This window comes from Natronorubrum texcoconense (genome assembly GCF_900100335.1).
GTDB classification, from domain to species: Archaea; Halobacteriota; Halobacteria; order Halobacteriales; family Natrialbaceae; genus Natronorubrum; species Natronorubrum texcoconense.
The window spans coordinates 19,122-44,442 of sequence record NZ_FNFE01000006.1 but is presented as its reverse complement, the minus strand read 5'-3'; the positions used below and the strand labels follow the sequence as shown (position 1 = coordinate 44,442).

25 protein-coding genes and 1 tRNA gene are annotated in these 25,321 nt (G+C 64.1%); 18 read left to right on the top strand and 8 right to left on the bottom strand.

Annotated features, from left to right (window positions below; all coding sequences use genetic code 11):
- Positions 1-101 precede the first annotated feature (101 nt).
- On the top strand, positions 102-689 hold the full coding sequence (locus BLT08_RS16780) for an NADPH-dependent FMN reductase (protein WP_090310240.1): 588 nt from the start codon (positions 102-104) through the stop codon (positions 687-689).
- Here BLT08_RS16780 and BLT08_RS16775 read toward each other — a convergent pair whose 3' ends face one another.
- Complete coding sequence (locus BLT08_RS16775; RefSeq protein ID WP_090310238.1) at positions 690-1,334, bottom strand: hypothetical protein; 645 nt, start codon at positions 1,332-1,334, stop codon at positions 690-692.
- A gap of 439 nt (positions 1,335-1,773) precedes the next feature.
- Between BLT08_RS16775 and BLT08_RS16770 the strand changes: the two genes are divergently transcribed.
- The 6 genes from BLT08_RS16770 (at position 1,774) to BLT08_RS16745 (ending at position 9,480) form a co-directional block, all read left to right on the top strand.
- Positions 1,774-2,337 (top strand): hypothetical protein, encoded by a 564-nt coding sequence (locus BLT08_RS16770; RefSeq protein ID WP_175529357.1) that lies wholly within the window; start codon positions 1,774-1,776, stop codon positions 2,335-2,337.
- A gap of 229 nt (positions 2,338-2,566) precedes the next feature.
- Positions 2,567-3,676, top strand: a complete 1,110-nt coding sequence (locus BLT08_RS16765; RefSeq protein WP_090310234.1) for a DNA-methyltransferase — start codon at positions 2,567-2,569, stop codon at positions 3,674-3,676.
- A gap of 45 nt (positions 3,677-3,721) precedes the next feature.
- Positions 3,722-4,051, top strand: coding sequence for a cupin domain-containing protein (locus BLT08_RS16760; protein WP_090310231.1), 330 nt, complete (start codon positions 3,722-3,724; stop codon positions 4,049-4,051).
- Between the two features lie 58 nt (positions 4,052-4,109).
- Positions 4,110-5,783, top strand: coding sequence for a gamma-glutamyltransferase family protein (locus BLT08_RS16755; RefSeq protein WP_090310229.1), 1,674 nt, complete (start codon positions 4,110-4,112; stop codon positions 5,781-5,783).
- 113 nt (positions 5,784-5,896) lie between these two features.
- Complete coding sequence (locus BLT08_RS16750) at positions 5,897-9,064, top strand: PAS domain S-box protein (protein WP_090310227.1); 3,168 nt, start codon at positions 5,897-5,899, stop codon at positions 9,062-9,064.
- A 116-nt stretch (positions 9,065-9,180) separates the two neighbouring features.
- Positions 9,181-9,480, top strand: a complete 300-nt coding sequence (locus BLT08_RS16745) for a HalOD1 output domain-containing protein (RefSeq protein WP_090310224.1) — start codon at positions 9,181-9,183, stop codon at positions 9,478-9,480.
- Between the two features lie 243 nt (positions 9,481-9,723).
- On the opposite strand, the gene BLT08_RS16740 is transcribed toward BLT08_RS16745, so the two are convergent.
- Positions 9,724-10,014 carry a HalOD1 output domain-containing protein gene (locus BLT08_RS16740; RefSeq protein ID WP_090310222.1) on the bottom strand — a complete coding sequence of 97 codons (291 nt, stop codon included), beginning with the start codon at positions 10,012-10,014 and terminating at the stop codon, positions 9,724-9,726.
- A 656-nt stretch (positions 10,015-10,670) separates the two neighbouring features.
- On the opposite strand from BLT08_RS16740, the gene BLT08_RS23480 reads away from it, so the two are divergent.
- From BLT08_RS23480 to BLT08_RS16730, 3 genes are all read left to right on the top strand, one after another.
- Positions 10,671-10,910: a hypothetical protein gene (locus BLT08_RS23480; protein WP_245724261.1), complete on the top strand. Its 240-nt coding sequence runs from the start codon at positions 10,671-10,673 to the stop codon at positions 10,908-10,910.
- A gap of 4 nt (positions 10,911-10,914) precedes the next feature.
- Entirely contained in the window at positions 10,915-11,073 is a 159-nt protein-coding gene (locus BLT08_RS23475) for a hypothetical protein (RefSeq protein ID WP_245724260.1), read from the top strand.
- A gap of 110 nt (positions 11,074-11,183) precedes the next feature.
- Positions 11,184-12,254, top strand: a complete 1,071-nt coding sequence (locus tag BLT08_RS16730) for an ion channel (protein WP_175529356.1) — start codon at positions 11,184-11,186, stop codon at positions 12,252-12,254.
- 779 nt (positions 12,255-13,033) lie between these two features.
- Here BLT08_RS16730 and BLT08_RS16725 read toward each other — a convergent pair.
- Entirely contained in the window at positions 13,034-14,140 is a 1,107-nt protein-coding gene (locus BLT08_RS16725; RefSeq protein ID WP_090310219.1) for an AI-2E family transporter, read from the bottom strand.
- 82 nt (positions 14,141-14,222) lie between these two features.
- On the opposite strand from BLT08_RS16725, the gene BLT08_RS16720 reads away from it, so the two are divergent.
- The 5 genes from BLT08_RS16720 to BLT08_RS16700 all read left to right on the top strand — a co-directional run bounded on the left by BLT08_RS16720 (position 14,223) and on the right by BLT08_RS16700 (position 16,584).
- On the top strand, positions 14,223-14,519 hold the full coding sequence (locus tag BLT08_RS16720; RefSeq protein WP_175529355.1) for a CBS domain-containing protein: 297 nt from the start codon (positions 14,223-14,225) through the stop codon (positions 14,517-14,519).
- Positions 14,516-14,719 (top strand): hypothetical protein, encoded by a 204-nt coding sequence (locus BLT08_RS16715; protein WP_090310215.1) that lies wholly within the window; start codon positions 14,516-14,518, stop codon positions 14,717-14,719. The genes BLT08_RS16720 and BLT08_RS16715 overlap by 4 nt, the downstream gene beginning before the upstream one ends.
- A gap of 178 nt (positions 14,720-14,897) precedes the next feature.
- Positions 14,898-15,533 carry a GAP family protein gene (locus BLT08_RS16710; protein WP_090310764.1) on the top strand — a complete coding sequence of 212 codons (636 nt, stop codon included), beginning with the start codon at positions 14,898-14,900 and terminating at the stop codon, positions 15,531-15,533.
- A gap of 54 nt (positions 15,534-15,587) precedes the next feature.
- A complete protein-coding gene (locus tag BLT08_RS16705; protein ID WP_139171321.1) occupies positions 15,588-15,719 on the top strand; it encodes a universal stress protein in 132 nt (43 codons plus the stop codon).
- Positions 15,720-15,948: 229 nt separating this feature from the next.
- On the top strand, positions 15,949-16,584 hold the full coding sequence (locus BLT08_RS16700) for an SOUL family heme-binding protein (protein WP_090310213.1): 636 nt from the start codon (positions 15,949-15,951) through the stop codon (positions 16,582-16,584).
- A gap of 340 nt (positions 16,585-16,924) precedes the next feature.
- On the opposite strand, the gene BLT08_RS23120 is transcribed toward BLT08_RS16700, so the two are convergent.
- Positions 16,925-17,079 (bottom strand) — tRNA-Met (locus BLT08_RS23120).
- A 103-nt stretch (positions 17,080-17,182) separates the two neighbouring features.
- On the opposite strand from BLT08_RS23120, the gene BLT08_RS16695 reads away from it, so the two are divergent.
- Positions 17,183-18,487 carry a DUF7115 domain-containing protein gene (locus BLT08_RS16695; RefSeq protein ID WP_090310211.1) on the top strand — a complete coding sequence of 435 codons (1,305 nt, stop codon included), beginning with the start codon at positions 17,183-17,185 and terminating at the stop codon, positions 18,485-18,487.
- Between the two features lie 32 nt (positions 18,488-18,519).
- On the opposite strand, the gene BLT08_RS16690 is transcribed toward BLT08_RS16695, so the two are convergent.
- Positions 18,520-18,918, bottom strand: coding sequence for a DUF5830 family protein (locus BLT08_RS16690; protein ID WP_090310209.1), 399 nt, complete (start codon positions 18,916-18,918; stop codon positions 18,520-18,522).
- Positions 18,919-19,032: 114 nt separating this feature from the next.
- Between BLT08_RS16690 and BLT08_RS16685 the strand changes: the two genes are divergently transcribed.
- Complete coding sequence (locus BLT08_RS16685) at positions 19,033-19,782, top strand: TVP38/TMEM64 family protein (protein WP_175529354.1); 750 nt, start codon at positions 19,033-19,035, stop codon at positions 19,780-19,782.
- A gap of 39 nt (positions 19,783-19,821) precedes the next feature.
- Here the strand turns inward: BLT08_RS16685 and BLT08_RS16680 are convergent, their stop codons facing one another.
- Both BLT08_RS16680 and BLT08_RS23705 read right to left on the bottom strand, forming a co-directional pair.
- On the bottom strand, positions 19,822-20,334 hold the full coding sequence (locus BLT08_RS16680; RefSeq protein ID WP_090310207.1) for a response regulator: 513 nt from the start codon (positions 20,332-20,334) through the stop codon (positions 19,822-19,824).
- 84 nt (positions 20,335-20,418) lie between these two features.
- Complete coding sequence (locus BLT08_RS23705) at positions 20,419-20,595, bottom strand: HVO_2523 family zinc finger protein (protein WP_342707667.1); 177 nt, start codon at positions 20,593-20,595, stop codon at positions 20,419-20,421.
- Between the two features lie 168 nt (positions 20,596-20,763).
- On the opposite strand from BLT08_RS23705, the gene BLT08_RS16675 reads away from it, so the two are divergent.
- Complete coding sequence (locus BLT08_RS16675) at positions 20,764-22,071, top strand: MFS transporter (RefSeq protein ID WP_090310205.1); 1,308 nt, start codon at positions 20,764-20,766, stop codon at positions 22,069-22,071.
- 133 nt (positions 22,072-22,204) lie between these two features.
- Here BLT08_RS16675 and BLT08_RS16670 read toward each other — a convergent pair whose 3' ends face one another.
- Complete coding sequence (locus tag BLT08_RS16670; RefSeq protein WP_090310203.1) at positions 22,205-25,321, bottom strand: adenosylcobalamin-dependent ribonucleoside-diphosphate reductase; 3,117 nt, start codon at positions 25,319-25,321, stop codon at positions 22,205-22,207.

Sequence of the window (25,321 nt, the reverse complement as noted above, 5' to 3'; positions counted from 1 at the left end):
TGGCCGTCGGATCGCGTCAGTTCCTGGAACCAGTCGACGCGACCGGTCGGAAGCCCTGTCGCTTGGCCCGCATATTTGAGTCCCGTTCCCGAAGACCACCCATGGCCGACGTACACGTCACCGCAGTCTGTGGCAGCCTCCGCGACGCGAGCACTACCCGAATCGCCCTCGAGCGCGTCCTCGAGGCGGCCGAAGCGGGCGGTGCGAGCACGGAACTGATAGACCTTCGCGAGTACGAACTGCCGATCTTCGACGCGGATCAGGATCGAGAAGACGCGGGCGACGCGGCGGAACTCGCGACCAGCCTGCGCGAGGCCGACGCGATCGTTCTCGGCTCGCCGGTGTACCACGGCTCGTACGCGTCGCCGCTGAAGACGGCCCTCGACTACTGTGGCTTCGACGAGTTCAGGGGGAAGACCGTCGGCCTGCTCGCGGTGTCGGGCGGCGCGTTTCCCGTGACGGCCCTAGAGCACATGCGCTCGATGTGCCGAGCGCTGAACGCGTGGGTAATTCCTCACGAGGCCGCGATCGCGAACTCCCACTCCGCGCTCGAGGACGGCGAGTTCGTCGAGGAAAAACTCGAGGAGCGGGTCGCAACACTGGGGCGACGTGCGGTGCAGTACGCCACGATCGAGCCGGATCCGGACTCGTTCCAGGGCGACCAGAACGTCGGTGCGGAGGGGAAGTAGTCAGGGCTCGAGCAACTGTTCGAAGCGCCGCTGGTGGGCGAGGAAGGCGAACAGTGCGAAGACGACCACGCCGACTTGCAGCGCCTCGATACGAATCACGAGCGTGGTGACCTCGAACGCCAGCGGCGGCGTCGCGATCGCCCACTCGGTGAACCAGGCGGACGCGAGCAGCAACGACGCCCCGACGGCGAGCAACAGGCCGGGGACGAACGGCGTCCGTGCCGTCCGGGACGGCGACCGGTGCCGGAACACGTGTCGCTCGAGGGTAAACTGCCCGACGAGCACGCCGGCGAGCAGTCCCGTCGCGACGAGCACGCCGGCGACGCCGCCGATCCGTTCGGCGACGAGCAGCCAGCCCACCCAGCCGCCGGTCAACAGCAACGCGGCGGCGAGTCGTCGCGGCTCGAGGAGATCGCCCAGTTCGCTGATCGTCGCGCCGAAGACGCCGGCTCTGAGGAGCGCGCCGCAGAAGAGAATTCCCAGTCCGGCGAGTGCGGTTGATGTCGTCCGCGAGTCGACGACGAGGGTAAACCAGAGACCGACCGCGATCGCTTCCACGGTGGCCGCCGAGAGCGCTGCAGTCAGCCCGACGACCCGCCTGCGGGTCGTTCGGCCGAGGACGCCAGGCTGACGGATGACGCTCATACACCGTCCCACTCAGGCCGTCCCTTTCGTTATGTGAGCCATTCTGCCACATGGTGGCGCGGACGTAATCGCGCCTTTGCCGGCTCGGAATTTATACGGCGGTAACGAATCGTTTTGCTAATAGGTCGACCGAGACGGTACTCTCTCGAGCGGATACCCCAAGTAGCATCGTCGGATCGATACGACAGCGACCCCGGTATCGTTCACAGGCCGAGAACGATCCGGACCGGCGGTCTCGCTGCCGCCGGGCCGCTCTCCGTGGTCGTTGGACGGTCGCTCGAGGAACTGAAACCGGCCGCTCGGGGGATCGTTCGATCGAGTAGGGGACGGTTACTCGAGCGAACGGACGATGGTAGTCGACGTGTACTGTCCGCACAAACGATTCGTGCGACCGAAACGTTGGACAGAACTATTTAGGGGGATGTGGTCGGCACTGATTATGCCCGAAACCGAGCAACAGGACAAGACGCTGGCCGAGACCGTCGTCAGAGAAGCAGTCGGAATGGGAATGGAGTCGCCCCTGCGGGATTCCATCCTCGAGGCCGTCGAGGAGGCGGACGGATCGACGGGCGGGAAGACGAATCTGCCGCTGGCGGGCGCCCTCTTCGGGGCCGGCGCTGCGCTCGGCTTTCTCGCAGGTCGACAGTCGCCCGAACTCGAGGACACCTCGCTCGAGGATCTGCAGGAACCCGAGATCATCGAAGACGTCGTCGAGGAGACGACGTCGACCGCCGAAGAGACGATGAACGACGACGACTCCGAAGCGGAGATGGACGCCGAGGCGGAAGGCGAGAGCGGCTCGAGCCGGCTGCCGCGGATGCTGCTCGTCGTCGGTCTCCTCGCCGGCGTTGCACTTATTCGCCGTCGGCTCTCCGCCGACGAGGAAGACGAGTGGGAGCCGATCGAGGAGTTCGAACCCGCGACGAGTGCGGAGCCGGAGGAGTTCGACGAGGAAGACGAGATGGAGGTCGACGCTGACGACGAGGAAGAAGAGGAAGAGTAAGCCGCGGAACTCGGTGCCGAGTGTCGTCGAGCGGCCGATAGCCGAAGCGTTCGTTTTCGCGGAGACGGTTGCGACCGACGGTGGTCTGAAACGGCGTTTCGTCCCATCTGTCCGACCGAAACGCGAAGATGCTCGTTCGAGCACGATTACCTAACCGTAGTGGGACGAACGGAAGCTGGCCGACGGCTGACGAAGGAGCTAAGGGGGCGACGCCGACAGTGTGAACCCAATGGAGACGACCCACCGCGTCTTCGTCGGTGACTCTCGAGACCTCGCCGCGATCGACGACGACTCCGTCGAACTCGTCGTCACGTCCCCGCCGTACCCCATGATCGAGATGTGGGACGAGCTGTTTACGGCGCTCGATCCGGCGATCGGCGACGCGCTCGAGTCCGGCGACGGCCGCGCGGCGTTCGACGCGATGCACGCCCAGCTCGACCGCGTCTGGGCGGAACTCGAGCGCGTGCTCGTCGACGGCGGCATCGCGTGTCTCAACGTCGGCGACGCGACGCGGACGATCGACGGGAGCTTTCGCGTCTATCCGAACCACGCCCGCGTGCTCGAGGCGTTCGAGTCCCGCGGCTTCGATCCCCTGCCGGACGTGCTCTGGCGCAAGCCGGCCAACAGCGCGGCCAAGTTCATGGGCAGCGGGATGATCCCGCCGAACGCCTACGTGACCTTAGAACACGAGTACGTCCTGCTCTTCCGAAAGGGCGGCGAGAGCCGCGGCTTCGAGCCGGGGGCCGACCGGCGCTACGAGGCCGCCTACTTCTGGGAGGAGCGCAACCGCTGGTTCACTGACGTCTGGACCGACGTCCAGGGCGAACTGCAGGCTCTCGACGGCGGCGACGGGGAAGCGGACCTCCGCGATCGGTCGGCCGCCTATCCGCTCGAGATTCCCTATCGTCTGATCTGCATGTACTCGGCCTACGGCGACACCGTCCTCGATCCGTTCTGGGGGACGGGAACCACGACGCTCGCGGCCATGTGTGCCGGCCGCAACTCGCTCGGCTCGGAGCTCGAGGCGGCCTTCGTCGAACGGTTCGACGACCGCGTGCCCGACGTGCCGGCGCTGTCTCGGTCGGTCGGTCGGGCGCGCCTCGAGCGCCACCGCGAGTTCGTCGCGAGCCGTCGCGAGGACGGGAAGGGATTCGAGTACGAGGCCGACTACTACGACACGCCGGTCGTCACCAAGATGGAGCGCGGAATTCGACTGCGCGAAGTCGAAGCGATCGAGTCCATCGACGCCGATACCGACGATGGAAACAGCGGCGACGGCGACGAGTACGGCTATCGGGCCGAGCACGCGCCGCTTGGCCTCGGCGAGGACGGTCGATAGCTCGTACCGGCCACGTTTTTTGGACCGGAGCGCGAACGAGCGACTATGACGCTCGACGAATACGCGACGGCGGTTTCGGCCCTCGAGCCGAGCGAAGGCGAGATCGAAACGACCGAACTGGCCGTCACCGACGACGTGCTGGTCAAGGCGTTCGCGCTCGGTCCCGACGCCGAACTCGAGGCTCACGACCATCCCGACAGCACGAACGTCTTTCACGTGCTCGAGGGAACGGTGACGGTCGTGCAGGGCGACGAGAGCGAGGAGATTTCGGCCCCCGGCGTCGTCCACCACGAACGGGGCGTAATCCACGGCGCGCGAAACGAGACCGACGAGACGGTCGTGTTCACGGCGAGCCTCTGTCCGTTGCCGTCGTGATTCTCGGCTGCCCCCGCCGCTTCCGTCGTGATTTAGTGGTGGCCCGCGTAGAACCGGTGTGAACGACGCTATCGATCTCGACCGATTCGACTCGAGGCGGTCGACGGTCTACGGAAACCGGGGGATGGTCGCGACCAGCCAACCACTCGCCGCAGAGGCGGGCCTCTCGATCCTTCGCGACGGCGGGAACGCCTTCGACGCGGCCGTCGCGACGGCCGCCGCGCTCAACGTCGTCGAACCGACGTCGACGGGACTGGGCGGCGACGTGTTCGCGCTCTATCGAACCGCCGACGGCGACGTCGGGGCCATGCGATCCTGCGGTCCCGCGCCGGCCGACGCGACGATCGAAAACGTGACGAACGCGCTCGAGGAGACCGACGAGGAAATCCTCGAGCGCTACTACCCCGAGTCGCGGGGCTACGCCGTCGACAGCGGGGCGGGCGCCGACGAGTTGGGAATGCCGTTCCTCGGCCCGCACGCGGTGACCGTCCCCGGTACGGCCCGTGGCTGGGAGACCACCGTCGAGGAACTGGGGCGACTCTCGCTCGCCGACGCGCTCGAGCCGGCGATCCACTACGCGACGGAGGGGTATCCGGTCTCGCCGGTTATCGCCCACCACTGGGAGGGGGCGAAGCGACTCTTTACGGACGAACACGCCCGCGAGGCGTACCTCTTCGACGGCGAGAGTCCGGATCCCGGGCAGACGGTTACCATGCCGCGGCTGGGCGAGTCCCTGCAGCGGATCGCCGAGTACGGGGCCGACGACGTCTACGAGGGCGATATCGCGGACGCGATCGTCGACGAGATCCAGTCCGCGGGCGGCTTCATGACCCACGAGGACCTCGCCGACTTCGAACCCGAGTTCGTCGACCCCGTCAGCACGACCTACAACGGGGCCGAGGTGTACGAACTGCCGCCGAACAATCAGGGGCTCGTCGCACTCGAGGCGCTGAACATCGCCGAGGAGATCGGTGCCGGCGAGCACGCGTACGACTCCCCGGAACGGATCCACGCCTTCACCGAGGCGATGAAACTCGCGTTCGTCGACGGCCACCACTACATCACGGATCCCGAATTCGAGGAGGTTCCGCCGCTCGCCTCGAAGTCCTACGCACGCGAGCGTGCGGCGGCGATCGGTGACAGCCCGATCCAGAATCCCGCGGTCGGCGTCCCGAACGCCAACGCCGAGGACGCCGACACCGTCCTGTTGACCGTCGGCGACGAGGAGGGGAACCTGGTCTCGTACATCAACTCCCGCTTTGCCGGCTTCGGTAGCGGCCTCGTCGCGGGCGACACCGGCATCGCCCTGCAGAACCGCGGCGCGTCGTTCTCGCTCGACGCCGATCACCCGAATCGCCTCGAGCCCGGAAAGCGGCCGTTCCACACACTGGTTCCGGCGATCGCGAAACTGGACGAGGACGACTGGCTGGCCTTCGGCGTCATGGGCGGCTACATGCAGCCCCAGGGCCACGTCCAGGTGCTCTCGAACCTCGTCGACTACGGCATGAGCCCGCAAGCAGCGCTCGACGCGCCGCGCTGGCGATACCGGGAGAGCGGCTCGCTCGGGATCGAGGAGCGACTCCCGAACGCGGCCAAACTCGCTCGGATGGGCCACGACGTCGGCGTCCTGCCCCCGGTCATGTTCGGGGGTGCACAGCTCGTTCGCAACCGCAACGGGACGCTCTCCGGCGCGACCGAACCCCGAAAAGACGGCATCGCGATCGGCTTCTGAGTCGTGAGGGCTCCGAGTCGGTCATCGTGCTCGAGGCACTCGAGTGAGCCTCGGCGAACGTATCCAGTCTCGGGTAACACGACCTTTTTACGCGCGCCGGTTCCATCGGAGATATGACTCGCGGTCTCGAGGTCCCTGAGGCGGTTCAGGTCCGAGTGCTTGCAGTCGGCTCGTCGCCGTGGCTGCAGACGTCGACGAGCGGGCTGGAAGACGGCGATCTCGCCGTCGACGGACCGGTCGAAGCCGTCTCCGAACTCGACGCAGCGCGATTGGACGCTGTGGACTGTGTCCTCACGGACGACGACGCGGTTCTCACGTCGCTCGGCGAGACGCATCCGGTCGTCTACGCCATCGATGCAGCGGCGTGTGAGTCGATCGAACGGTTTCGGTCCGACGGTGCGACCGACGTGATCGTCAAGCAGCGGGCCGACGATCCCGAGTGCGAGCCCGCCCTTCTCGGCCATCGGCTTCGGCAGGCAGCCGAACTCGCCGCCGTCCGTCGAACGGCCTCGCGGCAAGAAACGTGGTATCAGGCGTTGCTCGAGCAGTCGTCGGATCTAGTAGTCGTCACCGAGGCCGACGGGACCATCACCTACGTCGGCCCATCGGTCGAAGCAGTCGGTGGCTACGATCCCGAATCGCTAGTCGGCAATCACGTGACCGAGACCGTCCACCCCGAGGACACCTCGACGGTTCGCACCGCGTTCGAGGAGCTCCGTGAACAGGCACCGGGGACGTCGGTCTCGATCACCTACCGGTGTCAGCACGTCGACGGCTCCTGGTACGTCCACGAGGCCGATCTCACGAACCGGCTCGCGGACGACGACATCGGCGGAATCGTCGCCTCGATACGGGACATCACGGAGCACCAGCAGGTCGAACAGGAACTGGACGACGCGCTCGAGCGCGTGACGGACGCGTTCTGTGCGCTCGATTCCGACTGGCGATTTACGTACGTCAACGAGCGAGCGGCGACCTTGCTCGACACCGATCCGGGGGAGATCCTCGGCCGAAAGATACACGATCAGTTCCCGGAGCTTCGGGATACCACCTTTCAGACGTCGGCGATCGAAGCGATGGAGACGCAAGAACCCGTCTCCTTCGAACGGTACTACGAACCCACCGACTGCTGGTACAACGTGCGGCTGTTCCCTTCCCCGTCCGGTATCTCGATCTACTTCACGGACGTCACTGACCGGATCGAACGCGAGTCTGAGCTTCGGGAGCGAACGGAGCGACTGGAAACGCTCGTCCAGAACGTTCCAGTCGTGCTCTTGGTGCTCGACGCCGACGGGACGATCACGCTCGCCGAGGGGCGCGCCCTCGAGCGATTCGATCGCCGGTCGGACGATATCGTCGGCGAGTCGCTGTTCGACGTCTTCGAGGGTCACTCCCAAATTCTCGACGACGCCACGGCAGCGTTGGACGGGGAGGCGGCCCACTCTTCGGTCCGAGTCAAGGATCGAGTCTTCGAATCGTGGTACCGGCCGATCGTCGACGATGGGTCGACCGATCGCGTCATCGCCATCGCCGCCGACGTCACCGAGCGCGCTCAGTATCAGGAGGCACTGAACGCCCTGCACGAGGCGACGAGTCACCTGCTGACCGTCGAATCCAAACAGGCCGCCTGCGAGTACATCGTCGACGTCGCGGCGGACGTCCTCGACCTCGAGAGCGTCGTCTACCGGTTCGACGACCAGCACAACGAACTCCTGCCGGCCGCCTACTCCCAACAGTTCGAGTCGACCTTCGGTCGGCCACCTCGCGTCAGCCCCGACCAGAGCTCCGTCTGGCAAACGTTCGTCAACGGGGCCCCTTCACGCCTTCACGACACGCCGGAAGCGGATCGATGCTGCGAGGCGGCCGTCACCGCTCGCAGTGGCCTCTACGTTCCGATCGGCGAACACGGAACACTCGTCGCTCTCGATCCCGAACCGGCGCAGTACGACGACGACACGTTCGAACTCGCCCAACTGTTCGCGACGACGGCCGAGGCCGCCCTCGACCGGATCTCCCGGACGCGTCGACTCCACGGTCGCGAGCGGGAACTCCAGCAACAGAACATCCACCTCGAGCGGTTGAACGCCGCCAGTCGGGTCCGCCAGGACATCGAGCAGTTGCTCCTGATGGCCGACTCTCGAGCCGAGATCGAACGGGGGATCTGTGACCGCCTCGCGGATCTCGAGGCCTGCTCGTTCGCCTGGATCGGCGAACCCGACCCGAGCGGCAATCGACTCGAGACGCAGGCCAGCGCCGGACGTGAACGGGAGTACCTCGACGCGGTCTCGGTGACGACCGTCGACGACTCCGCGGCCGAGCCGACGGGGCGGTCGGCACGGACGCGGGAGCCGACGTACGTCGAAAACGCCGCCGATTCGATCCGAGACGGAACGTGGCGGGTCGAAGCCCTCTCGCGAAACTACCAGTCGGTCTACGCCGTGCCGCTCGTCTACGACGGATTCCTCTACGGCGTGCTGTCGATCTACGGCGACGACCGCGACGCGTTCGACGAACCCCTTCGCGAGACGCTCGCCGAACTCGGCGAACCGATCGGGTACGCGATCGACGCGGTCAAGCGCAAGGTTGCACTGCGCGACGACGACGTTGCGACCGCCGAACTCGAACTCGAACTCACCGACGAGTCGTTGCTCTGTCGGCTCGCCAGTCGGCTGGGAACGCGCGTGACGTTCGAAGGTGCGACGATACGGGAGGACGGACCGCCGACCGTCTTCGCCGTGGCAGACGCGCCGGTCACGGCCGAGCAGACGACCGACCTCGCCGATATCGGCGGAATCCACGGCGTCACGGTCATCGCCGAAACCGAGGACGAGACGCTGTTACAGCTTCAGTGTACGGAGCCGTTTTTCGGCACCGTCGTCGACTCTCACGGTGGAACGCTCCGGTCGTTCGTCACCGACGAGTCGACCACCAGAGCCATCGTCGACGTTCCAGAATCGATCGAAATCAGGGACCTCCTATCGGGGCTCAACCGCCGCGGCTTTTCGGTCTCGATGATCGCGCGCCGCGAACAGGCGACCGCCGACCGGTCGACCATCGACGCCAGCGCGCGCAACTCGCTGCTCGAGCAACTCACCGATCGGCAGCGGGAAGTCGTCCAGACGGCGTACCACGGCGGGTTCTTCGAATGGCCTCGGCAAACGAACGGCGAAGAGATCGCGGACTCGCTCGACATCTCCTCGCCGGCTTTCCACAAGCACGTGAGGGCCGTCGAGCAGAAGCTCTTCAGGACGCTCTTCGACGAGGCGTTGTCGGAGGGTTAATTGCTTAACCCCTCTCTGAGAGGGTGGGCTACACAGTTAACGGTCAGGCTCTTCAGTGCAACTCGTGAACGGAAAGATGTCTTCCCACAGACCGCACTGGGGGTGCGCAGAACTCTATGACCGAGATGACTTCACAATCACCGTCCGTTCTAACGGAGGAACAGTACGCTGTGCAGTACGATAGACTCGATAACGAACCACTGAGCGTCGCCGTCGTCGACGCGGTTGCGACGTTCTGTAACGACGACGTAACCGAACTCGAGCCACTTCACTATACGATCAACGCCGACGCACTCGAACGGCTGTTCGAACCGCGGGCAGACGGACTCCGATCCGGCGGCTCGGTAACGTTCGAGTACAACGACTGTCTCGTAACCGTCGGTGCCGACGGCGAAATTCTGGTCGAAACGGCGTAACTCGCTCGACGTCACGACGCTTCGACTCGCGGGCCGGAACCGAACGTCTCTGCTCTCGACTTCCGTTCCGTCGGTTTTTCTCGGATCAATCGTCAGGAGCGTCGCCGTCCGGGGCATCGAAAGTACCACCGCTGCAACCGTCATCGCGAGCAGCCATCTCGCTATTCCAGCGTTCGACACATCGCTCACCGCGTCGGCGCGGCTCACGACGGTCGAACCGGCGGCAGCTCACAATGGTCGATATCAGTCGCCGTGGGACTCCTCCGTCGAATCGCCGGTCGAATCCGGGAGGTGATCTCCCACGGTCAGATCGACGGCGCCCGTGCTGTCGACCCGAACCGTGTACCCGCGGTAGGGAAACTCGATCGTCACGACGCGGTCACTCGAGGCGCGTCCGCACGAGTCGACCAGCCGGTCGAGCGCCTCCGGATCGATGACGTCGTGAAGCGGTGGCTCGAGGTCCGTCGGTGAAACGCCCTCGGACGATGCGATCTGCGCCAGTACTTTGTGGCTCGGTGGGACCCCCGTCCCCATACCACGCCATGCTATGGTGTGTCGCATAAAACTAGCGAAGCACTCGCGAAAGAATTAGTTGCCTCGTGCGGGACTCAATAGAGTCACAACTCGCTCGAACAGTCGGTAGTCGGCGCGTTCGACGGGAATGGTTGTAAACGGCAGTGCGATGGCGACCGATCGTGTCCAGTGCCGGGCGGCCAGTAGTTTTAATCGACGATGGTCGAATATCCATCCGGCGAGGGGAGGACTACTGTCGTTGCCGATGGTACCCGGCCACTCGAGACGGCCGGACCTCGCCAGTGATCGAGATCCTGTCGCTCGAGACGATCGACAGCCGATCTTCGATCGGCCTGTCCACTGACACACCACGGCGGATGGGGTACGGTGACGCCGGCTCCGGCCGGCGTTTTTCGAACGGCTATAGGTACATGTCTCTCTTCACGCCGGTAAAATCAGCGTCGTATCGTCGTACTGTGGAGAGTCCGATCACTCGTACGATGGCCGTGGGTTCAGTTACGAATCAGCTATTTCTGTGAGAGGCGCGTGTCGAACTACCACCGTCGATCGGGTACTGTCGGAGCTCAGTGGAAGGATCGCGCTCGATCCAGTCCGGGAAAATGACTGTCAACGGACCGCGTGTTGGCGTTAGTATCCGGTGTAGAATACGAACCGCAATGACCTCACCACCCAGACGATTCGCGCTCGGAGGATCGGTCGTTGCTGCAGCCGTCGTGACGATCCTCCTCGCACCGTCGACCGCAACTGCGACCGCGCTGTCGTTCGGTGTGGTGATGATCGCGGGGATCACGCTCTCGTACGGGATCAGGTATCTCGGACTGTCTTGGGCGGATACCGCATACCCGATGCCCGAACCGACGAGTAATTCGCCCGAAGCGGCGACTGAAACGTCCTGAGCAGATGCTAAGGCCCTCAAATGGGCGATTCAGGAGGGAGATTGGCGTCACGATCGCGTCGTTGTTCGGACTGTTACTGCTCGCGTCGTTCTCGCTCGAGGAAACCGAACTCGTCGGCTCCCAAAATCTGACCGTCGGCGAGATTGGTGAGTGGCGCGACTAGTTGTTCCCGCGCTCACGCTTCTCGTCCTCGCGCCCCCTTCGTCTTAACTCCGTCATCGTGGTGGGACAGATATGCCCGGTTTCACCACCCGATTCGGATTCGATTGGTCTGTGACGACACTCATCACCGCGGTCGGCCTCCTCTCGATTGTAACGGGATTACTGGCAATGGTAACCGAGCCGATGCTCGAAGCGGACGGGGTGTTCGCTGCCCTGCAGATCGCGTCCGGATTTAGCGGCGTTCTCGTCGGCTTCGGATTGTTGGCCGCCGCGTGGGGGATGCGCCGTGACTACTGGCTTGGGTACGCGGCCGCCGCACTACTGCTCGTTCTCTCGACGGTTCACGGTGTCGTGCAAACGCGTTTCGTCTCGATTCCGTTGGTCGTCGTCTCGCTCGCCGGAGTCGCGTTGCTCGTCCGCCAACGACGGGTGTTTACGCGGTCGATTTCGCTCACTCCGACGCAGGCCGGAACGCTGTTCGCCATCGGTGCCTTCTTCGTGTACGGGACCGTCGGTACGTACGTTCTCCGAACTGATTTCGACCAAGTGGACACCCTCGTCGACGCGCTATACTACACCTTCGTCACGGCAAGCACCGTCGGCTATGGGGATATCCATCCGACGACCGAAAACGGACGGTTGTTCGCCATCTCACTCGCTACTCTCGGCCCGGCTACCGTCGCCGTCGCCGTCGGGAGCCTCTTCTCTCCCTTTCTCAAATCACGCTTCGAGCGAACGCACGCTCGTGTCCGGCAGTTGAACCGCACGACGAGCGACGACGTCGTCCTGCTGGGCGATTCGAGTCTCGATGAGGCGGTGGTCGAAAACTTGGCGGAGCAGGTCTCGTTGACGGTGCTGACGGCTGAGGAAGAGTGGGCACGCAGCCTCTCGGATCGAGGGATCGACGTCCGCAGTGGCGACCCGACCGACGAAGAGACGCTCGAGGAACTGGCTCTCGAGGATCTGACGGCTGTGGTGATCGCAGTGGACTCCCAAACCGTTCCGTACGCCGTAGTCGCAGTGAGACGAGCCGACCCCGACGTCTCGATCGTCGCAGTGGCGACGACGGGAGATGCGGCGGACGTGGCGGAGTTCGACACGGACGTGACGATCGACCCGAAGGTATCACTCGCGAGAACGGCCGCCGCCGCGGCGCTCGGCCGCGATGCTGACGCCGTCTGAGTACGTCTCGAGTGGGTGCGCCACGATCGGCTCACGAGATCGCTGATGAGAGCGGGAACTCGTTCGAGCTACCGGTTTCGTTGCTCAATCGCGAAATTGCGGTACGTTTCACCCGCTGTCCAAACGAGGGACGGTGCGACCAGGAGGACCGCTCCCGGTTACTTCGAGCGAAGATAACGATGGTCGCGGCGATTGCGGGTCTAAGCAACAGGATGACGGGGAGTCCGCCGCAGGTAGACCAACGACCGAAGAAAACGAAACTTCAGGCCGCATTGCGTGTTACCTAGCGGACGAACAGCCCCTTCGCGCGCCGCGCCTGGGCCGTTGTTTCCTCTCGGTAAATCAGATGGAAGGGCATACCCATCAGCGCAAACAGCACCCCAGGGGACCTCGGACGCGTCGAATCGGTATTCATCCTGTTGCTCGTTACGACCGCAGGCGTTCCGGCACCGGAAGCGACGACTGCAACGCTTCTGTATCGGGCGGCGACGTACTGGGCTCTCTTCCGCTTGGGGTCGGAACCGTCACGGTGTTCCAGCCGATTCGGTTGCGGACGAATACCCAGAAGGCGAAGTAAAATCTGAGGTAGCGTCGTCGAACAGCGGGAGAAGGGATAGTCTCGAGTACCCCGTCGTGAATCGGTGTGCTATACACTCGAGCGAAGTATTACGGTTGTGCACGGTCGCTCGACACCAGCCATCGGTAGCAATCGTGCTCGTATTCGGTAGATCCTCTCCCAGCTACGGAAGAGAAGTGACACAAGACTACGAATTGCGTTGCTACTCCCTCTCACCAGTCCCGGACGTGCGTTGATCAGCGTGGAGCAGTCGCGGTAATTGCTGTTGAACGAACACTACCGTAACGACCATGACGATCGGACCGAGAAAAATTCCGTACCAGCCGAAGACCGGCGGGCCCAGAATATACGCAAATAGGATCAGCCCAGTCGGAAACAGTCGTCCCGAAAGCGTCGGTCGCACGTAGGTTCGGATGATGCCGTCGAAAAGGACGCCCATGACGACGTAGAACGCGACGGGAAACCAGAGGCCGGTGGGGTCCGTTCGAATCGCCGTCAGCGCGAGGTAGCCGACGATACTCGCGTACACGATATTTCGGCCGACGAGCGGAATCACCGACGCGAACCCTGTCACGATCGCCAGCAAAAGGACCTGTGGAATCTCGAGTCCCGCCGGTGCGATCGCGTTGAACCCTGCGTATACGACGCCGGCTAACAGGACGATCGCGAGAATCGTCAGCGTATACCCGAAAAAGATCGACTGCAATCCCGCGTCAACGTTCCGTAGATACGTCGTTACGTTGGGTCTCTCCCCGACGATTTCGGTTCGAAGCCAGCGTCCGAGACGGCGTTCGTCGCGGACCAGGAAGAACGCGAACAGAAACGTGACGAACAACAGATACGACGCGGTGAGAAATCGACCGACGAGCCCGCTGAGCCACTGTCCGACGGTGGCGAGTCGCGGATCAGTCGCGAGGTCCTCCGCGACCGGATACAGTTCCATATCGGTCGTCGGGAGTTCGTCGGTGTCTACGTCCGGCAAGAACCGCTCGAGAACGGCGTCGAAATCGGTTAGCTCCAGGGTCGCGATCTGAACGATCGCCAGCGACGCGACGACGAACAACACACCGACGAACGGGAGGACGACGAGCACGAGCGTTACGGTCGCACTCGTTCCCGAAGAGAGACCTCGTTGGTGGAGCCGTCTCGAAACGGGCCGAGCGACGTAGTAGAGGAAGATCCCGAAGACGATCCAGCCGAGGTAGTCGCTCAAGGCAGCGATCAATACGATCGCGAGCGCGAACGCGAACGTCCACCACCAGCCTCTCGACCGAAACCACGCTGCGTCGGCGTCCCCGTTCGGGATCATGGGCAGGGAACGGACATCGTTGAGGAAAAAGACGCTTTGGGTGGTGTCAGGTAGTTATGAATCTCGACGTCGTCCGTACCCCATGGTCGTTCCAGTATCCGTAGAAGAAGTCATGGGTGCCGTCGAGACGGCACCACGGGACGATACTGCCGATGCGGTCGCCAGACGCTTTGCCGAGTCCGGACACGAACCGATCGTGACCGTCGACGACGGCGATCCGATCGGTATGGTTACGCGCTCCGATTTCGTGTCGCTAATCGCGTCGAACGAGCCGATGACGCGGACGACGCGCGAGTTCACGGCGGAGCCACGCATCTCTATCGAACTTTTCATCGATCGACTTCCAACCGCCGCAAACGGGGAGCATTCCGACGAATGAGCGATCGAAAGTTGCACACCCGTGACCGACTCTTTTGGGTACTACTCGCCACGGCGATCGGTCTCACCGGCATCGGGTTGTTGTTCGCGTGGGAGCACGAAATGAGATACGTCAGCCTCGCACTGTTCGCCGCGTTCGTGTTGTTCGTTCTCGTGCTGTACATAATCGGTCGAGAAGAGAACGAAGAGTTCAGCGGGTGAGTCGAGTGCTGGGATCCGTATTCGGTAGTCGATTGCGCAACTGCGTCTCTCGACTACTCCGCTACCGTTACTGGGTCGGTGCTGGCTCGGAATACTCTCGAACCCAGATATCGATGATCAGTTTCATCCGTGGATGGTTCGATCGGTGCCACAACTCGAGTTACAGCAGGTCTGCGCGATGAGCCTCGTACAGATTCTCCCGCTGGCCGTCGTGATGATCGCAGGGCCACAGATACTCGCGCCCATCTTCCTCGCCACGAGCGAAAACTGGCGAGCGAACTCGACCGCGTACGTCTTCGGTGCGGCTCTCTCTATCAGTCTCGTCGTCGGCATCGCGTACCTGATCGGAAACAGTCTCGGCGGTGGTGGTGGCGGCCTGTTGGGGCCGACCGGACAACAACTCCTCTACGGCGCCGTTTTCGTCCTCCTCCTCTATGCGGCAGTAGAGACCTATCAAAAGCGGAACGTATCGGAGCCACCAAAGTGGATGGGGAAGTTGACCACCGCGACGCCGCGGTTCTCGTTTCGATTGGGATTTCTCCTGCTTGGGTTCTTCCCGACCGACATCGTCACGTCGATTAGCGTCGGCACCTACCTCGCAGCCAACGGTGATCCGATCACGCACGCGGCAGGATTCGTCCTACTGACGCTCTTTATATTGGCGACTCCATTACTCAGCGTGTTCGTGCTCGGTGAGCGAGCCGAAGCCGCACTCCCGACGCTTCGCGACTGGATGGACGACAACTCGTGGATTATCTCCGAGGCGGTGATTGTCCTCTTCATTGTCCTGGTGCTTCAGAACCTCCTCGGATAGGCGTCCACAACTGCCGAACGGGCGTCCTGCTGTCACCCACGAGTACGTCTCCGATTGGACGTCGACGCCATCATCACTGGGTCACACGGCCGGTCGAATCTTACGCGACAGTTGCTCGGAAGCGTGACCTCGAGCGTTCTACGGATGGACGATATTCCCGTTCTGGTCGTCGAACGGTCCTCGTGAAGGCAGTTTCGTCACCGCTCGTTTCGAATCGTCCGAGACGGAGACTATCCCGTTTGTCGACGAGAACTTCACCGTCAGCGCACCAGCGGAGATGTAGTGTTAGGAACGAAATGTCCTCCGTGCAATACCCGTGCCCGGTGTTCGACAAGATCGTGGCGGAACTTGTCACCGATCGACGCACGGCCGCGGACCCCCTCAGCTCTATTGGGATACGAGTCGTTCGATATCTATGCGATCCATACGAACGACACTACTCGGGACCGCCGCACTGGTCGGGTTGTGGATCGGGTGGGGTGCGTACGTCATCCGAACGACCGAACGCGTCCCCTCGGAAACGCTGGAGACCTTCGACGACATCGAGATCCGCCGCTACCCGCGCACGGTCCGTGCCGAGACGACGGCTCCGGACGCGGCGACGGCGTTCAGGCGACTCTTTCGCTACATCTCGGGCGATAACACGCGAAGCGAAGACGTGGCGATGACCGCACCGGTTACAGTCCGCGGGACGTCGATTCCGATGACCGCTCCCGTTCGAACGGGGTCGGGCGGCGACGACGTGACGATGGCCTTCTACCTCCCGCGAACGCACACCGGCGAGACCGCTCCGGTGCCGACCGATTCGGACGTTCGGCTCGTCGTCGATCCGCCGCGTACGGTGGCGGTACGGCGTTTCTCGTGGTACGCGACCGACGAACGCGTCGATCGAGAGCGAACCCGTCTGCTCGAGGGCCTCTCTCGGCGAGCTATCGAGATACGCGACGAGCCGGCGCTCCTCCAGTACAACGATCCGTGGACGCCGCCGTTCATGCGTACGAACGAGGTCGAAGTCGAGCTCGAGGCCGTACCGGAGTCGACGCGACACTGAGAAGCCGGTAGCGTACGACGACTTTTAGTCGGATTCGAGGGAGGGCTCCGAACCTACGAGAGAGCAGAGCTCTCTCGAGCCTTCGCTCGTTCGTTTCACTCACTCGCGAAGACCACCGGGTTCTCCGCCTCCCCGGGCATTTTCCAGCGTCGTCACTCACTACGTTCGTTGCTTCTTGGGAAAATGCCCGGGGAGGGCTCCGAACCCCCGGAAGAGCTTCGCTCTTCCGTGCCCTCGATCGTTCACTGCGTTCACTCTCGAGGACCTACGGATTCGGAGCGAACCAGTCATGCTTCTCAGTGTTATCACTCGTCTTCGACTCGTGATGTGTTGAGAAGCATGCCCGGGGAGGGCTCCGAACCCTCGATCTCCGCATGTCCCAGGTCCGAGGCTCGGCATGAGTCCTCGCGGGGACACGGAGGCTTCCAAGGCGAAACCGCACCGAATCTCTGAACCCTATGAGTGCGGCGCTATGTCCAGCTAAGCCACCCGGGCTCACTCTCAGATAGCCCCGTCTGTTTCTTTAACCTTCTCATTCGACCCCGGCGTGCAACGCCGACCCACGGATTTATCACACGGCCTTCCCAACTACCCGCGCATGAGCGTTCCCGGAATCGTCCAGTCTACTCTCAACGGCGAGGAAATCGCGGCGCGCGTCTCTCTCGGTGGCGAGAACGAACTCTTCATCACGCCCTCGAGTACGCTCGTCTACAGCTCCGAAGGCCTGCTGAGCGACGAGTCGATCGACGAATACCCCCACGAGGCCGACCGACTCACTCTCTCGGAAGGCCGACGCAAGACGAAGTTCACCCTCGAGTACCCGCTCGAGGGAACGAAATCGTTCAGCGTCCCCAGCGGCAAAACTGACGACGTCTTGCACCCGGTGCTGGCCGGCGTCCTGAACGGCAACGGGATCACCGATCCCGGCGAGACCGTCGCCAAGACCTACCGCTTCAGCGAACTGACGCTGATCATCACCAGCGACAGACTCGTCAAACACATCGGTGCGGCGGTCTGGGACGGCGACTACGAGGAGTACCACTTCGAGGATGTTACGAGCCTCTCCTTCGAGGACGGTAGCGTCGCCACGCAGATCGTGCTCACCGTCGACGGCCGACCGCAGCGGATCAAAGCCCCCAATGAGCAGGCAAACGACCTCCGGGAACGGCTCCAGCGAGCCCTCTTCGAGTACCACGACGTCGGTTCGCTCGAGGAGCTCAACGAGAAAGTCGGCGGTGACGACGAGGCCGAGCAGAGACAGCGGAGCGCGTCGGTCGACTTCGGCGAGGGCGTCGATCCCCTCGACGCTAACCCGCCGTCGCTGGACGATCACGAACGCGTCGACGAGGCGGCCGGTGGCGACCAGGAACCCGTAGCAACCCCCGATCCGCTGACGGATGAGACGCCGCTCGCGGGCTCGGACGCGAACGAACCACAGTCCGCGGCAGACTCGAGGCAGACGAGTGAACCACAGGGCCAGGACCCCGCACAGGCGTCCACGCACCGCGAGCAGACCGAGACGCAGTCGGCGACGCAGGCGCCAACCGAGACCGACCCGGCCAAGGGACAGGAGACTGACCCGGCGGCGAGCGAGGCCGAAACTTTCGAAATGTCGGCTGAGACCGTGAGCGAACACGACCGCGACCTCGAGGGAACCGAGCCGACCGAGATCGACGCGAAGCCTGCCGAGATCGATACGGTCTCGACGCAGGACGACGGCGGACTCGGCACGGACTCGACGCCATTGCTCGGGACCGACCCCGAACTCGATGACGACGTCACCGACGAACTACTCGAGCGCGTCGAGGCACTCGAGGTCGCCGTCGAGCGACAGACCGAGGTCATCGAACGCCAGCAAGGGACGATCGAGCAACTGATCGCCGAACTCCGCAAGCAGCGATAAGAGCGTCCCAATTCTCTCCACAGGGAGCGTCCTCAGTCCTCTCGGCCGGTCACCTTCCGAATGCACGAGGAGCCGAAGGGCCCCAATTCGCCGGCGTCGAGATCGATGAAGTAGCCCGTCGAGACGCCCGTCCCGCAGCGCTGGCAGGAGAAGTCGCCCTCCTTCGTGATCACGTCCTGTTCGAACCGGACGTACTGTCGGCTCTTCGGGCGGATGATGCCGTCCTCGCGCTCGACGATGCCGCGGAGCTCCGCCTCGTCGAGGATCGTCCGCGTCACCGTCGGATCGGTCGTCACCGTCTCGATCCGGTCGACGACCTCGGGCAAGGGAAGCGACTCGTGCTCGAGGCGCTCGAGCAGCGCCAGGCCGAGCGCGACCCGGTCGTCGCTCACGTCGGCGGCCGTGTCGGGTCCGGTCTCGTCGCGATCCATCGATGAGTGCTGTCGGCCGCGAGCGAATAAACGTTGTGTCGTCCGCCATCGACGGCGCCCGATCTTACCCATTGAGACACAAAAGTTTCAACGCTCGATGAAAAACTGGAATCGATGACGCTGTCGTCGGTGAAACGCCGCGCGCTCGTCGGGGCGGTCGTGATCGGTGCGATCGTCGCGATGGGCGTGCTCGTCTCGCCGTCGACGGTGCTCGGGGCCGTCGAGTCGTTCTCGGCGGATCCCTATCTGTTCGGACTCGTCGTGGTCGGGCTCTATCTCGTCCGACCGCTGCTCGTGCTCCCGACGACGCCGCTGGCCGTCGTCGTCGGCTACGGCTATGGCGTCACGCTCGGGATCCCGATCGCACTCGTCGGTGTCGTGGTGACCGTGATCCCCGTCTTCCTCGTCGCTCGCTGGTTCGCCGACACCGGTACGAGTGCGTCGAGTAACACGCGCGCCGACTCCGTGCAAGCCTCGATCGAAAGCGCGTTCGGCTCGCTCCTCGAGCGGGCGGGGAGCGTCGTCGCCCGGTACTATGATACCGCGGGTCCGACGCGCGGCGTCGTCGTCTCTCGATTAGCACCGATTCCCTCGGACGTCTCGACGTGTGCGGCGGCGGTCAGCGGCGTGCGACTCCGACAGTTCGTGGTCGGGACGGTCGTCGGCGAACTCCCGTGGACTGTCGCGGGCGTCGTCGTCGGCGCGTCGGCCGCCACCGTCACCGCGGGCGGGCTCGGCGAACTCGGCGTTACGCTCACCGTCGCCTGTCTCGTCGCCGCGTCGGTGCTGCTCGCCGGTCCGGCGTATCGCGTCGTTCGAACGCACAGGCAGACGGGGACTACCGGTCGGTCCACGGAGAGCTAACTCGAGATCGGTTCGCAAACGCGTCTCATATCTTCCGCCTCACTCCTCGACCAGCGAGTCGCTCAGCTCCGTCAGATCCGACTCGAGTTGCCGGTAGGCCTCGGTCTCTTCTAACTCGTCTACCGACTGCTCGTCCTCGAGCGTCTCCATCTTGTTCGAGAGCGCGGCGAGTTCGCGGCGGCCGTCGTTGCTGAACTTGGCCTGCACGCGAAGGCTCTCGATGATTCGGGTCAACTGGGTTCGCGTCACCGGTTTAGTCACGTAATCGTCGATATCCAACTCGACGATGTCGAGTCCGGGATCGACCGCTGTGACCATGATCACCCAGCAGTCGTGGCCCGCGGCTCGGATTCGTTCGAGAACTTCGTCGCCGGTGAGATCCGGCATGTGCCGATCGAGCAGGACGACGTCGACCGCCGGACTCATCGCCCCGAGCGCCGATCGGCCGTCGTAGGCGGTCAGCACCTCGTACTCTCCATCGACCCACATCGCGTAGAGGTCGGCGAGTTCGCGCTCGTCGTCGACGACGAGGATCGTCGGTTGTGTAGACATACAGGTCGCTTACTCGAGACCACAGCGCGTCGACTTGTATCAGTACCGCGCAACTCACGTCCTGAGTCGGGTGCTGAGTCGCGATCACCGGAAGGGATCCGAGCAATCGATAATGGGGCCGTGTTGCGGACAGACGTACTTGCAGTGGCGTTTGAACAACGGTTCCCCGCAGTGCGGACAGGCCGGCGCGCCGCCCGAGTCGACACTGGGCCCGTCCACTCCATCCGCCCCGTTCCCGTCTCCGTCGTCGTCGGCAGCCATACCGCTCGGTACCGCCCCGACCGTGCTAAGTGTGGTGCTCCCAGTCGAGGCGGCCGGCTGTTCGACTCGCGGCTGACGGTGGGTGGCTTCCTTCGAGCGAGAGAATCGCTATCGAACGCGCCGACCGAAATCGACCATTTATGAGGCGGCGCTCGAGTGTCCTCACCAATGTCCCATCGGTGGCTGTACGCGTGGGCGCTCGGCTCCGTCGCGTTCGGTGGCGTCTCCTTGATCGTCCCGCTCTACGTCGTCTCGCTCGGCGGCGATCCGTTCACGCTCGGCGTGCTCGCCGCCGCAGCCGCGTTCGCCGGAGTTCCCGGCGCGCTGGCGTTCGGCGGGCTGGCGGATCGCACGGGTAAACGCCGCGGCTTCGTCGTCGCGGCACTCGGTCTCGTCGCCGTGATGGCGGCTCTCGTTCCGCTCACGGGGTCGATTCCGATCGTCGTCGGCGCGAACGCCGTCGTCTGGTTCGCCTCCGCGGCGGCGTTACCGATCCTGACGCTCCTCGCGGTTACTGACGTCCCAGACTCCCAGTGGAGCGCCCAAATCGCCCGGCTCAACACCTATCAGGGCGTTGGCTGGGCGCTCGGACTCCTCGCGGGTGCCGTCTGGACCGCCGGCGCGGAGCTGGTCCTCGACCCGCTCGCCGCCCAGCAGGGGTTCCTGCTCGCCTGTGCCGGCTGTGCCGGTCTGAGCTGTCTTGCCGCGAGCCGACTGTTACCGCCGGACCCCCGGCCGGGCAAGGAGCCCACGCCGCAAAAGCTTCGACGCGCGATTCGGCGCGCCGGTCGGTTCAACATCCGTGGCGTCACGTTTCCGTTCTCCCCGGTGCGCGTCGATCCGCGAGACCTCCACCCCAGCAGACTGGCCCGTCGGTTCACGCCGGATCTCACCCTCTACTTCGGCGCGATCGTCCTCGTCTTCGCCGGCTCCGCGGTGTTTTTCGCCCCGCTTCCCGCGTTTCTGGGCGACGCTGGCTACGGTTCCGACGGCATCTTCGCGCTCTATCTGGTCTCGAGTATCGCGTCGGCGATCTTCTTCGACCGCGTCGGTCGTCTCGCGACGAGACACGACGCCGAACTCGTCCAGATCGCCGGACTCCTCGGCCGAGCGGTCGGACTCCCGCTCGTCGCCCTCGTGGGCATCGTCTTCGGCGCGACGACGATCGGTCTCATCGGAACCACGGCCGTCTTCGCCCTGATCGGGCTCTCCTGGGCCGTGATCGCCGTGACGACGGGGACGATCGTCACCCAACTCGCGCCCGCGGGAGTCCGCGGCGAGGCCCTCGGCGTCTACAGCGCGCTCATGGCGTTCGCCGGCGGGCTCGGGAGCCTCCTCGGCGGTTGGCTCGCCGCCTCGAGTTACGGCCTCGCGTTCGCCGTCGCCGGCGGACTGGTGCTCTCGGGTGCCGGATTGGTCGGCCTGTTGTGGCACCGAACGGCGGCCGTGACGGCGTTGCGTCGGTCGGCTAGCTGATCGGTGGACGATTGTTCTGCGGACCAGCGACAACGGACTCGAGCGTCCGCTGGCGCTAATTCGGTGGCGTCAAAAAAGATCGGTCGTGCGTCGTTCGAACCGTTACTGAGCCGTGAGTACCGTTGTTACCGGCTCAACACTCCGACCAGCCACAGCTCTCGCACGTCTTGCAGCCTTCGGAGAAGTACAGCGACATCGAGCCGCAGTCGGGACACTCCGGCGACTCGCCGGCGTCGATGAGGTCCTGTGTGGCGTCGTCGTCGGCGTTAGCGCCGCCCTGTGCGGCGGCAGCGCCGCCGTCGGTCTGCGGACCGTCGTACTCGACTTCGGTGTCCGCGTCGGCGGACTCCTCGAGGGTCTGCTGTTTCGGGTACGGCTTGTCGATCTCGTCGTCGAGGTAGCGCCGCATCGCGGTGCCGATGGCGTCCGGAATCGACTGAATCTGCTCGCCTTTGTCCCAGGCGACTTTCGGACTGCGCGTCCCGCAGAGTTCGTCGACGATCTCCTCGGGGTCGACGCCGGAGCGAAGCGAGGTCGAGATGACCTTCGCCAGCGCCTCGGTGAAGGAGTTGGTGAAGCCGCCCGAGTGGCCGATGTTCGCGAACAGCTCGAACGGCTGGCCGGTCTCGGGATCCTCGTTGATCGTCACGTAGACCTTGCCGTAGCCGGTGTCGATGCGCTGGCTCACGCCCTGCAGCGCGTCGGGTCGCTCGCGCTTCTCGGTGAAGTCGACCGTAACCTGCTCGTCGTCGAGCAGGCCGCCGACGTCCTCTTCGAGGACGTCTCGGACTTCGTCGCTCTCGAGGAACTGCTCGAGTCCGCCGAAGATCTCGTCGATCTGTTCGACGAGGGCCTGTGCGGCTTCGGTCTCGTCGGCGAAGTCTGCGTTGTCGGCGCGCGTGGTCAGCACCTGCTTGGAACGGGTGCCGTCGCGGTAGTAGGTGACGCCCTTGCCGCCGTTCTCGTAGACCCACTCGAAGACCTCCTTGGCGTCCTCGAGCGTGGAGTCGTTCGGCGCGTTGACCGTCTTCGAGATGGCGGAGTCGACGCCGGCCTGTGCGGCACACTGGACGGCGGCGTGCTGTTTCGCCGAGAGATCGCTCGTGATGACGAACAGCTCGCCGATGGCGTCGGGAACCGTCGAGAGCCCTTCGACGCCCTCGAACTGATTCGTGGCCATCTGCTCTTGGGCCTCCTCCTTGACGGCGTCGACGTCGATGCCGTTCTCCTCTAAGGTGCGCAGGAAGTAGTCGTCGAACTCGACTAACATCTCGTCGCCCTGCACGTCGTCGGTGACGTTCTTGTAGTAGGCGACGTTGTAGATCGGCTCGCAGCCGCCGGTCGTGTTGCCGACCATCGAGGTCGTGCCGGTCGGTGCGATGGTCGTCACGTTGTGATTTCGGATGGGGAAGCCGTCTGCCCAGTCGTCGGCGTCCTCGCCGGTCTGGTGCTCGAACCACTCGCGGTACTCGGTCGGCGTCGCGTACTTCGAGTCCTCCCAGTCGGCGAAGGAGCCGCGCTCTTCCGCGAGGTCGTGGCTCGTCGCCTTCGCGCCGTGGTTGATGTGGGTCATCAGCTGACGGGCGACCTCGTTCCCCTCGTCGCTGCCGTACTTGATGCCGAGCTGGATGTACAGCTGTGCGAGTCCCATGACGCCGAGACCGATCTTGCGCATGTCTCGGACCTTCTCCTCGATCTCTTCGACCGGGAAGTCGGACATGGTGACGACGTTCTCGAGGAATCGCGTGCCGTACTCGATTCGCTCGTCGAACTCGGCGTAGTCGATGGCCTCCTCGAGGAAGGCGTCGACGGCTTCGGCCTGCGTGTCGTACTCGTCCGCGTGTTGCTCGCTCCAGACGCGCCAGTCGGGCGCCTCCTGATCGGCGAGCGTCGAGAGGTTGATGTGGCCGAGGTTACAGGCCTCGTGCTCCTCGAGCGGCTGTTCGCCACACGGGTTCGTCGCCAGAATGCGGTGGTCCGGCTCCGCTTCGACGTCGAAGGAGTGCTGTTTATTCACTCGCTCGAGGTAGATGACGCCCGGTTCGCCGTTCTCGTGGGCGCCCTCGACGATGCGCTCGAAGATGAGTTCGGCGGGGATCGAGAGCGGTTCGCCGACCTCGACGTGCTCGCCGAGGTCGTAGCGGCCGTACATCTCTTTGGTTTCCTCGGTGGCGATGTGGGGCTCTTCGGTCCGCGGGTTGGTGAACGTGAACTCCTCGCCGTTCTGGACGGCCGCCATGAAGTCGTCGGTGACGCCGACGGAGATATTGAAGTTAGAGAGATGGCCCTCGACGGCGTTACGCAGATGTTTGGGAACGCGACCGTCCTCGTCGATGAGGCTGCGCGCCTCCTCGAGCGCTTCGGAGAAAGTAGTGTAGGTGTAGTCGTCCGGGTCGTTCAGACGGAGCGTGTGCGCCAGCGAGACGTCCTTGTTCTTCGCGTGGATGAACTCGATGACGTCCGGGTGGGAGACGCGCATGATTCCCATCTGGGCGCCGCGTCGGGTTCCACCCTGTGCGATCGTCTCACAGAGCTGGTCGTAGGTCCGCATGAACGTGATCGGTCCGGAGGCGATGCCGCCGGTCGAGCCGACGGAGTCGCCGAAGGGGCGAAGCTGCCAGAAGCCGTAGCCGACGCCGCCGCCGGACTGGAAGACCTCCGCGGCCTTCTTGGCGGTCTCGTGGATGTCCGAGAGATCGTCGTCGGGCGACATGACGAAACAGGCCGAGAGCTGCTGGAGTTCGTCGCCGGCGTTCATCAGCGTCGGCGAGTTCGGCATAAAGGAGAGTTCCGACATGCCCTCGATGAACGTCTCCGCGACGTCCTCGACGTGTTCGCGTACCTCGTCGGGGAGTTCGGGGACGATGGTGTCGTAGGCGAACTTGTTGACGTTGCGCTCGGTGAGGACGGTTTCCGCGTCGTCGTCCGCGGTAATTCCTTCGCCGAAGACCTCCGCGGCGAGTTCGTCCCGGCGCGGGTGGCCTGGCTTGAGCTGGTCGGGCGTGACCGTGATCTCGAGGTCGCGTTTCTCGGCCTCGTAGACGGCTTCAGCCAGCGCGATGTTCGTGCCGACGCGCTCGAAGAGATCCTCCTGGGTCTCGGTGAGTTCGCCGTTGGAATCCTTCCGCAGGTAGCGTGCGGGGAGGATGTTGTGATAGGCGTTGTCGGTCATGCGCGCCTCGAGCGTGTCGCCGTCGGTGCGCTTGATCGGGAGTGTCAGTTCTTCCGCGGAGAGCTCCGATTCGCTCAT

Excerpts from the sequence above, each read along its gene's own strand:
- BLT08_RS16780 (WP_090310240.1), top strand. The coding sequence starts at position 102 with ATGGCCGACGTACACGTCACCGCAGTCTGTGGCAGCCTCCGCGACGCG.
- BLT08_RS16775 (WP_090310238.1), bottom strand. The coding sequence starts at position 1,334 with ATGAGCGTCATCCGTCAGCCTGGCGTCCTCGGCCGAACGACCCGCAGG.
- BLT08_RS16770 (WP_175529357.1), top strand. The coding sequence starts at position 1,774 with ATGCCCGAAACCGAGCAACAGGACAAGACGCTGGCCGAGACCGTCGTC.
- BLT08_RS16765 (WP_090310234.1), top strand. The coding sequence starts at position 2,567 with ATGGAGACGACCCACCGCGTCTTCGTCGGTGACTCTCGAGACCTCGCC.
- BLT08_RS16760 (WP_090310231.1), top strand. The coding sequence starts at position 3,722 with ATGACGCTCGACGAATACGCGACGGCGGTTTCGGCCCTCGAGCCGAGC.
- BLT08_RS16750 (WP_090310227.1), top strand. The coding sequence starts at position 5,897 with ATGACTCGCGGTCTCGAGGTCCCTGAGGCGGTTCAGGTCCGAGTGCTT.
- BLT08_RS16745 (WP_090310224.1), top strand. The coding sequence starts at position 9,181 with ATGACCGAGATGACTTCACAATCACCGTCCGTTCTAACGGAGGAACAG.
- BLT08_RS16740 (WP_090310222.1), bottom strand. The coding sequence starts at position 10,014 with ATGGGGACGGGGGTCCCACCGAGCCACAAAGTACTGGCGCAGATCGCA.
- BLT08_RS23480 (WP_245724261.1), top strand. The coding sequence starts at position 10,671 with ATGACCTCACCACCCAGACGATTCGCGCTCGGAGGATCGGTCGTTGCT.
- BLT08_RS23475 (WP_245724260.1), top strand. The coding sequence starts at position 10,915 with ATGCTAAGGCCCTCAAATGGGCGATTCAGGAGGGAGATTGGCGTCACG.
- BLT08_RS16725 (WP_090310219.1), bottom strand. The coding sequence starts at position 14,140 with ATGATCCCGAACGGGGACGCCGACGCAGCGTGGTTTCGGTCGAGAGGC.
- BLT08_RS16720 (WP_175529355.1), top strand. The coding sequence starts at position 14,223 with ATGGTCGTTCCAGTATCCGTAGAAGAAGTCATGGGTGCCGTCGAGACG.
- BLT08_RS16715 (WP_090310215.1), top strand. The coding sequence starts at position 14,516 with ATGAGCGATCGAAAGTTGCACACCCGTGACCGACTCTTTTGGGTACTA.
- BLT08_RS16710 (WP_090310764.1), top strand. The coding sequence starts at position 14,898 with ATGAGCCTCGTACAGATTCTCCCGCTGGCCGTCGTGATGATCGCAGGG.
- BLT08_RS16700 (WP_090310213.1), top strand. The coding sequence starts at position 15,949 with ATGCGATCCATACGAACGACACTACTCGGGACCGCCGCACTGGTCGGG.
- BLT08_RS16695 (WP_090310211.1), top strand. The coding sequence starts at position 17,183 with ATGAGCGTTCCCGGAATCGTCCAGTCTACTCTCAACGGCGAGGAAATC.
- BLT08_RS16690 (WP_090310209.1), bottom strand. The coding sequence starts at position 18,918 with ATGGATCGCGACGAGACCGGACCCGACACGGCCGCCGACGTGAGCGAC.
- BLT08_RS16685 (WP_175529354.1), top strand. The coding sequence starts at position 19,033 with ATGACGCTGTCGTCGGTGAAACGCCGCGCGCTCGTCGGGGCGGTCGTG.
- BLT08_RS16680 (WP_090310207.1), bottom strand. The coding sequence starts at position 20,334 with ATGTCTACACAACCGACGATCCTCGTCGTCGACGACGAGCGCGAACTC.
- BLT08_RS23705 (WP_342707667.1), bottom strand. The coding sequence starts at position 20,595 with ATGGCTGCCGACGACGACGGAGACGGGAACGGGGCGGATGGAGTGGAC.
- BLT08_RS16675 (WP_090310205.1), top strand. The coding sequence starts at position 20,764 with ATGTCCCATCGGTGGCTGTACGCGTGGGCGCTCGGCTCCGTCGCGTTC.
- BLT08_RS16670 (WP_090310203.1), bottom strand. The coding sequence starts at position 25,321 with ATGAGCGAATCGGAGCTCTCCGCGGAAGAACTGACACTCCCGATCAAG.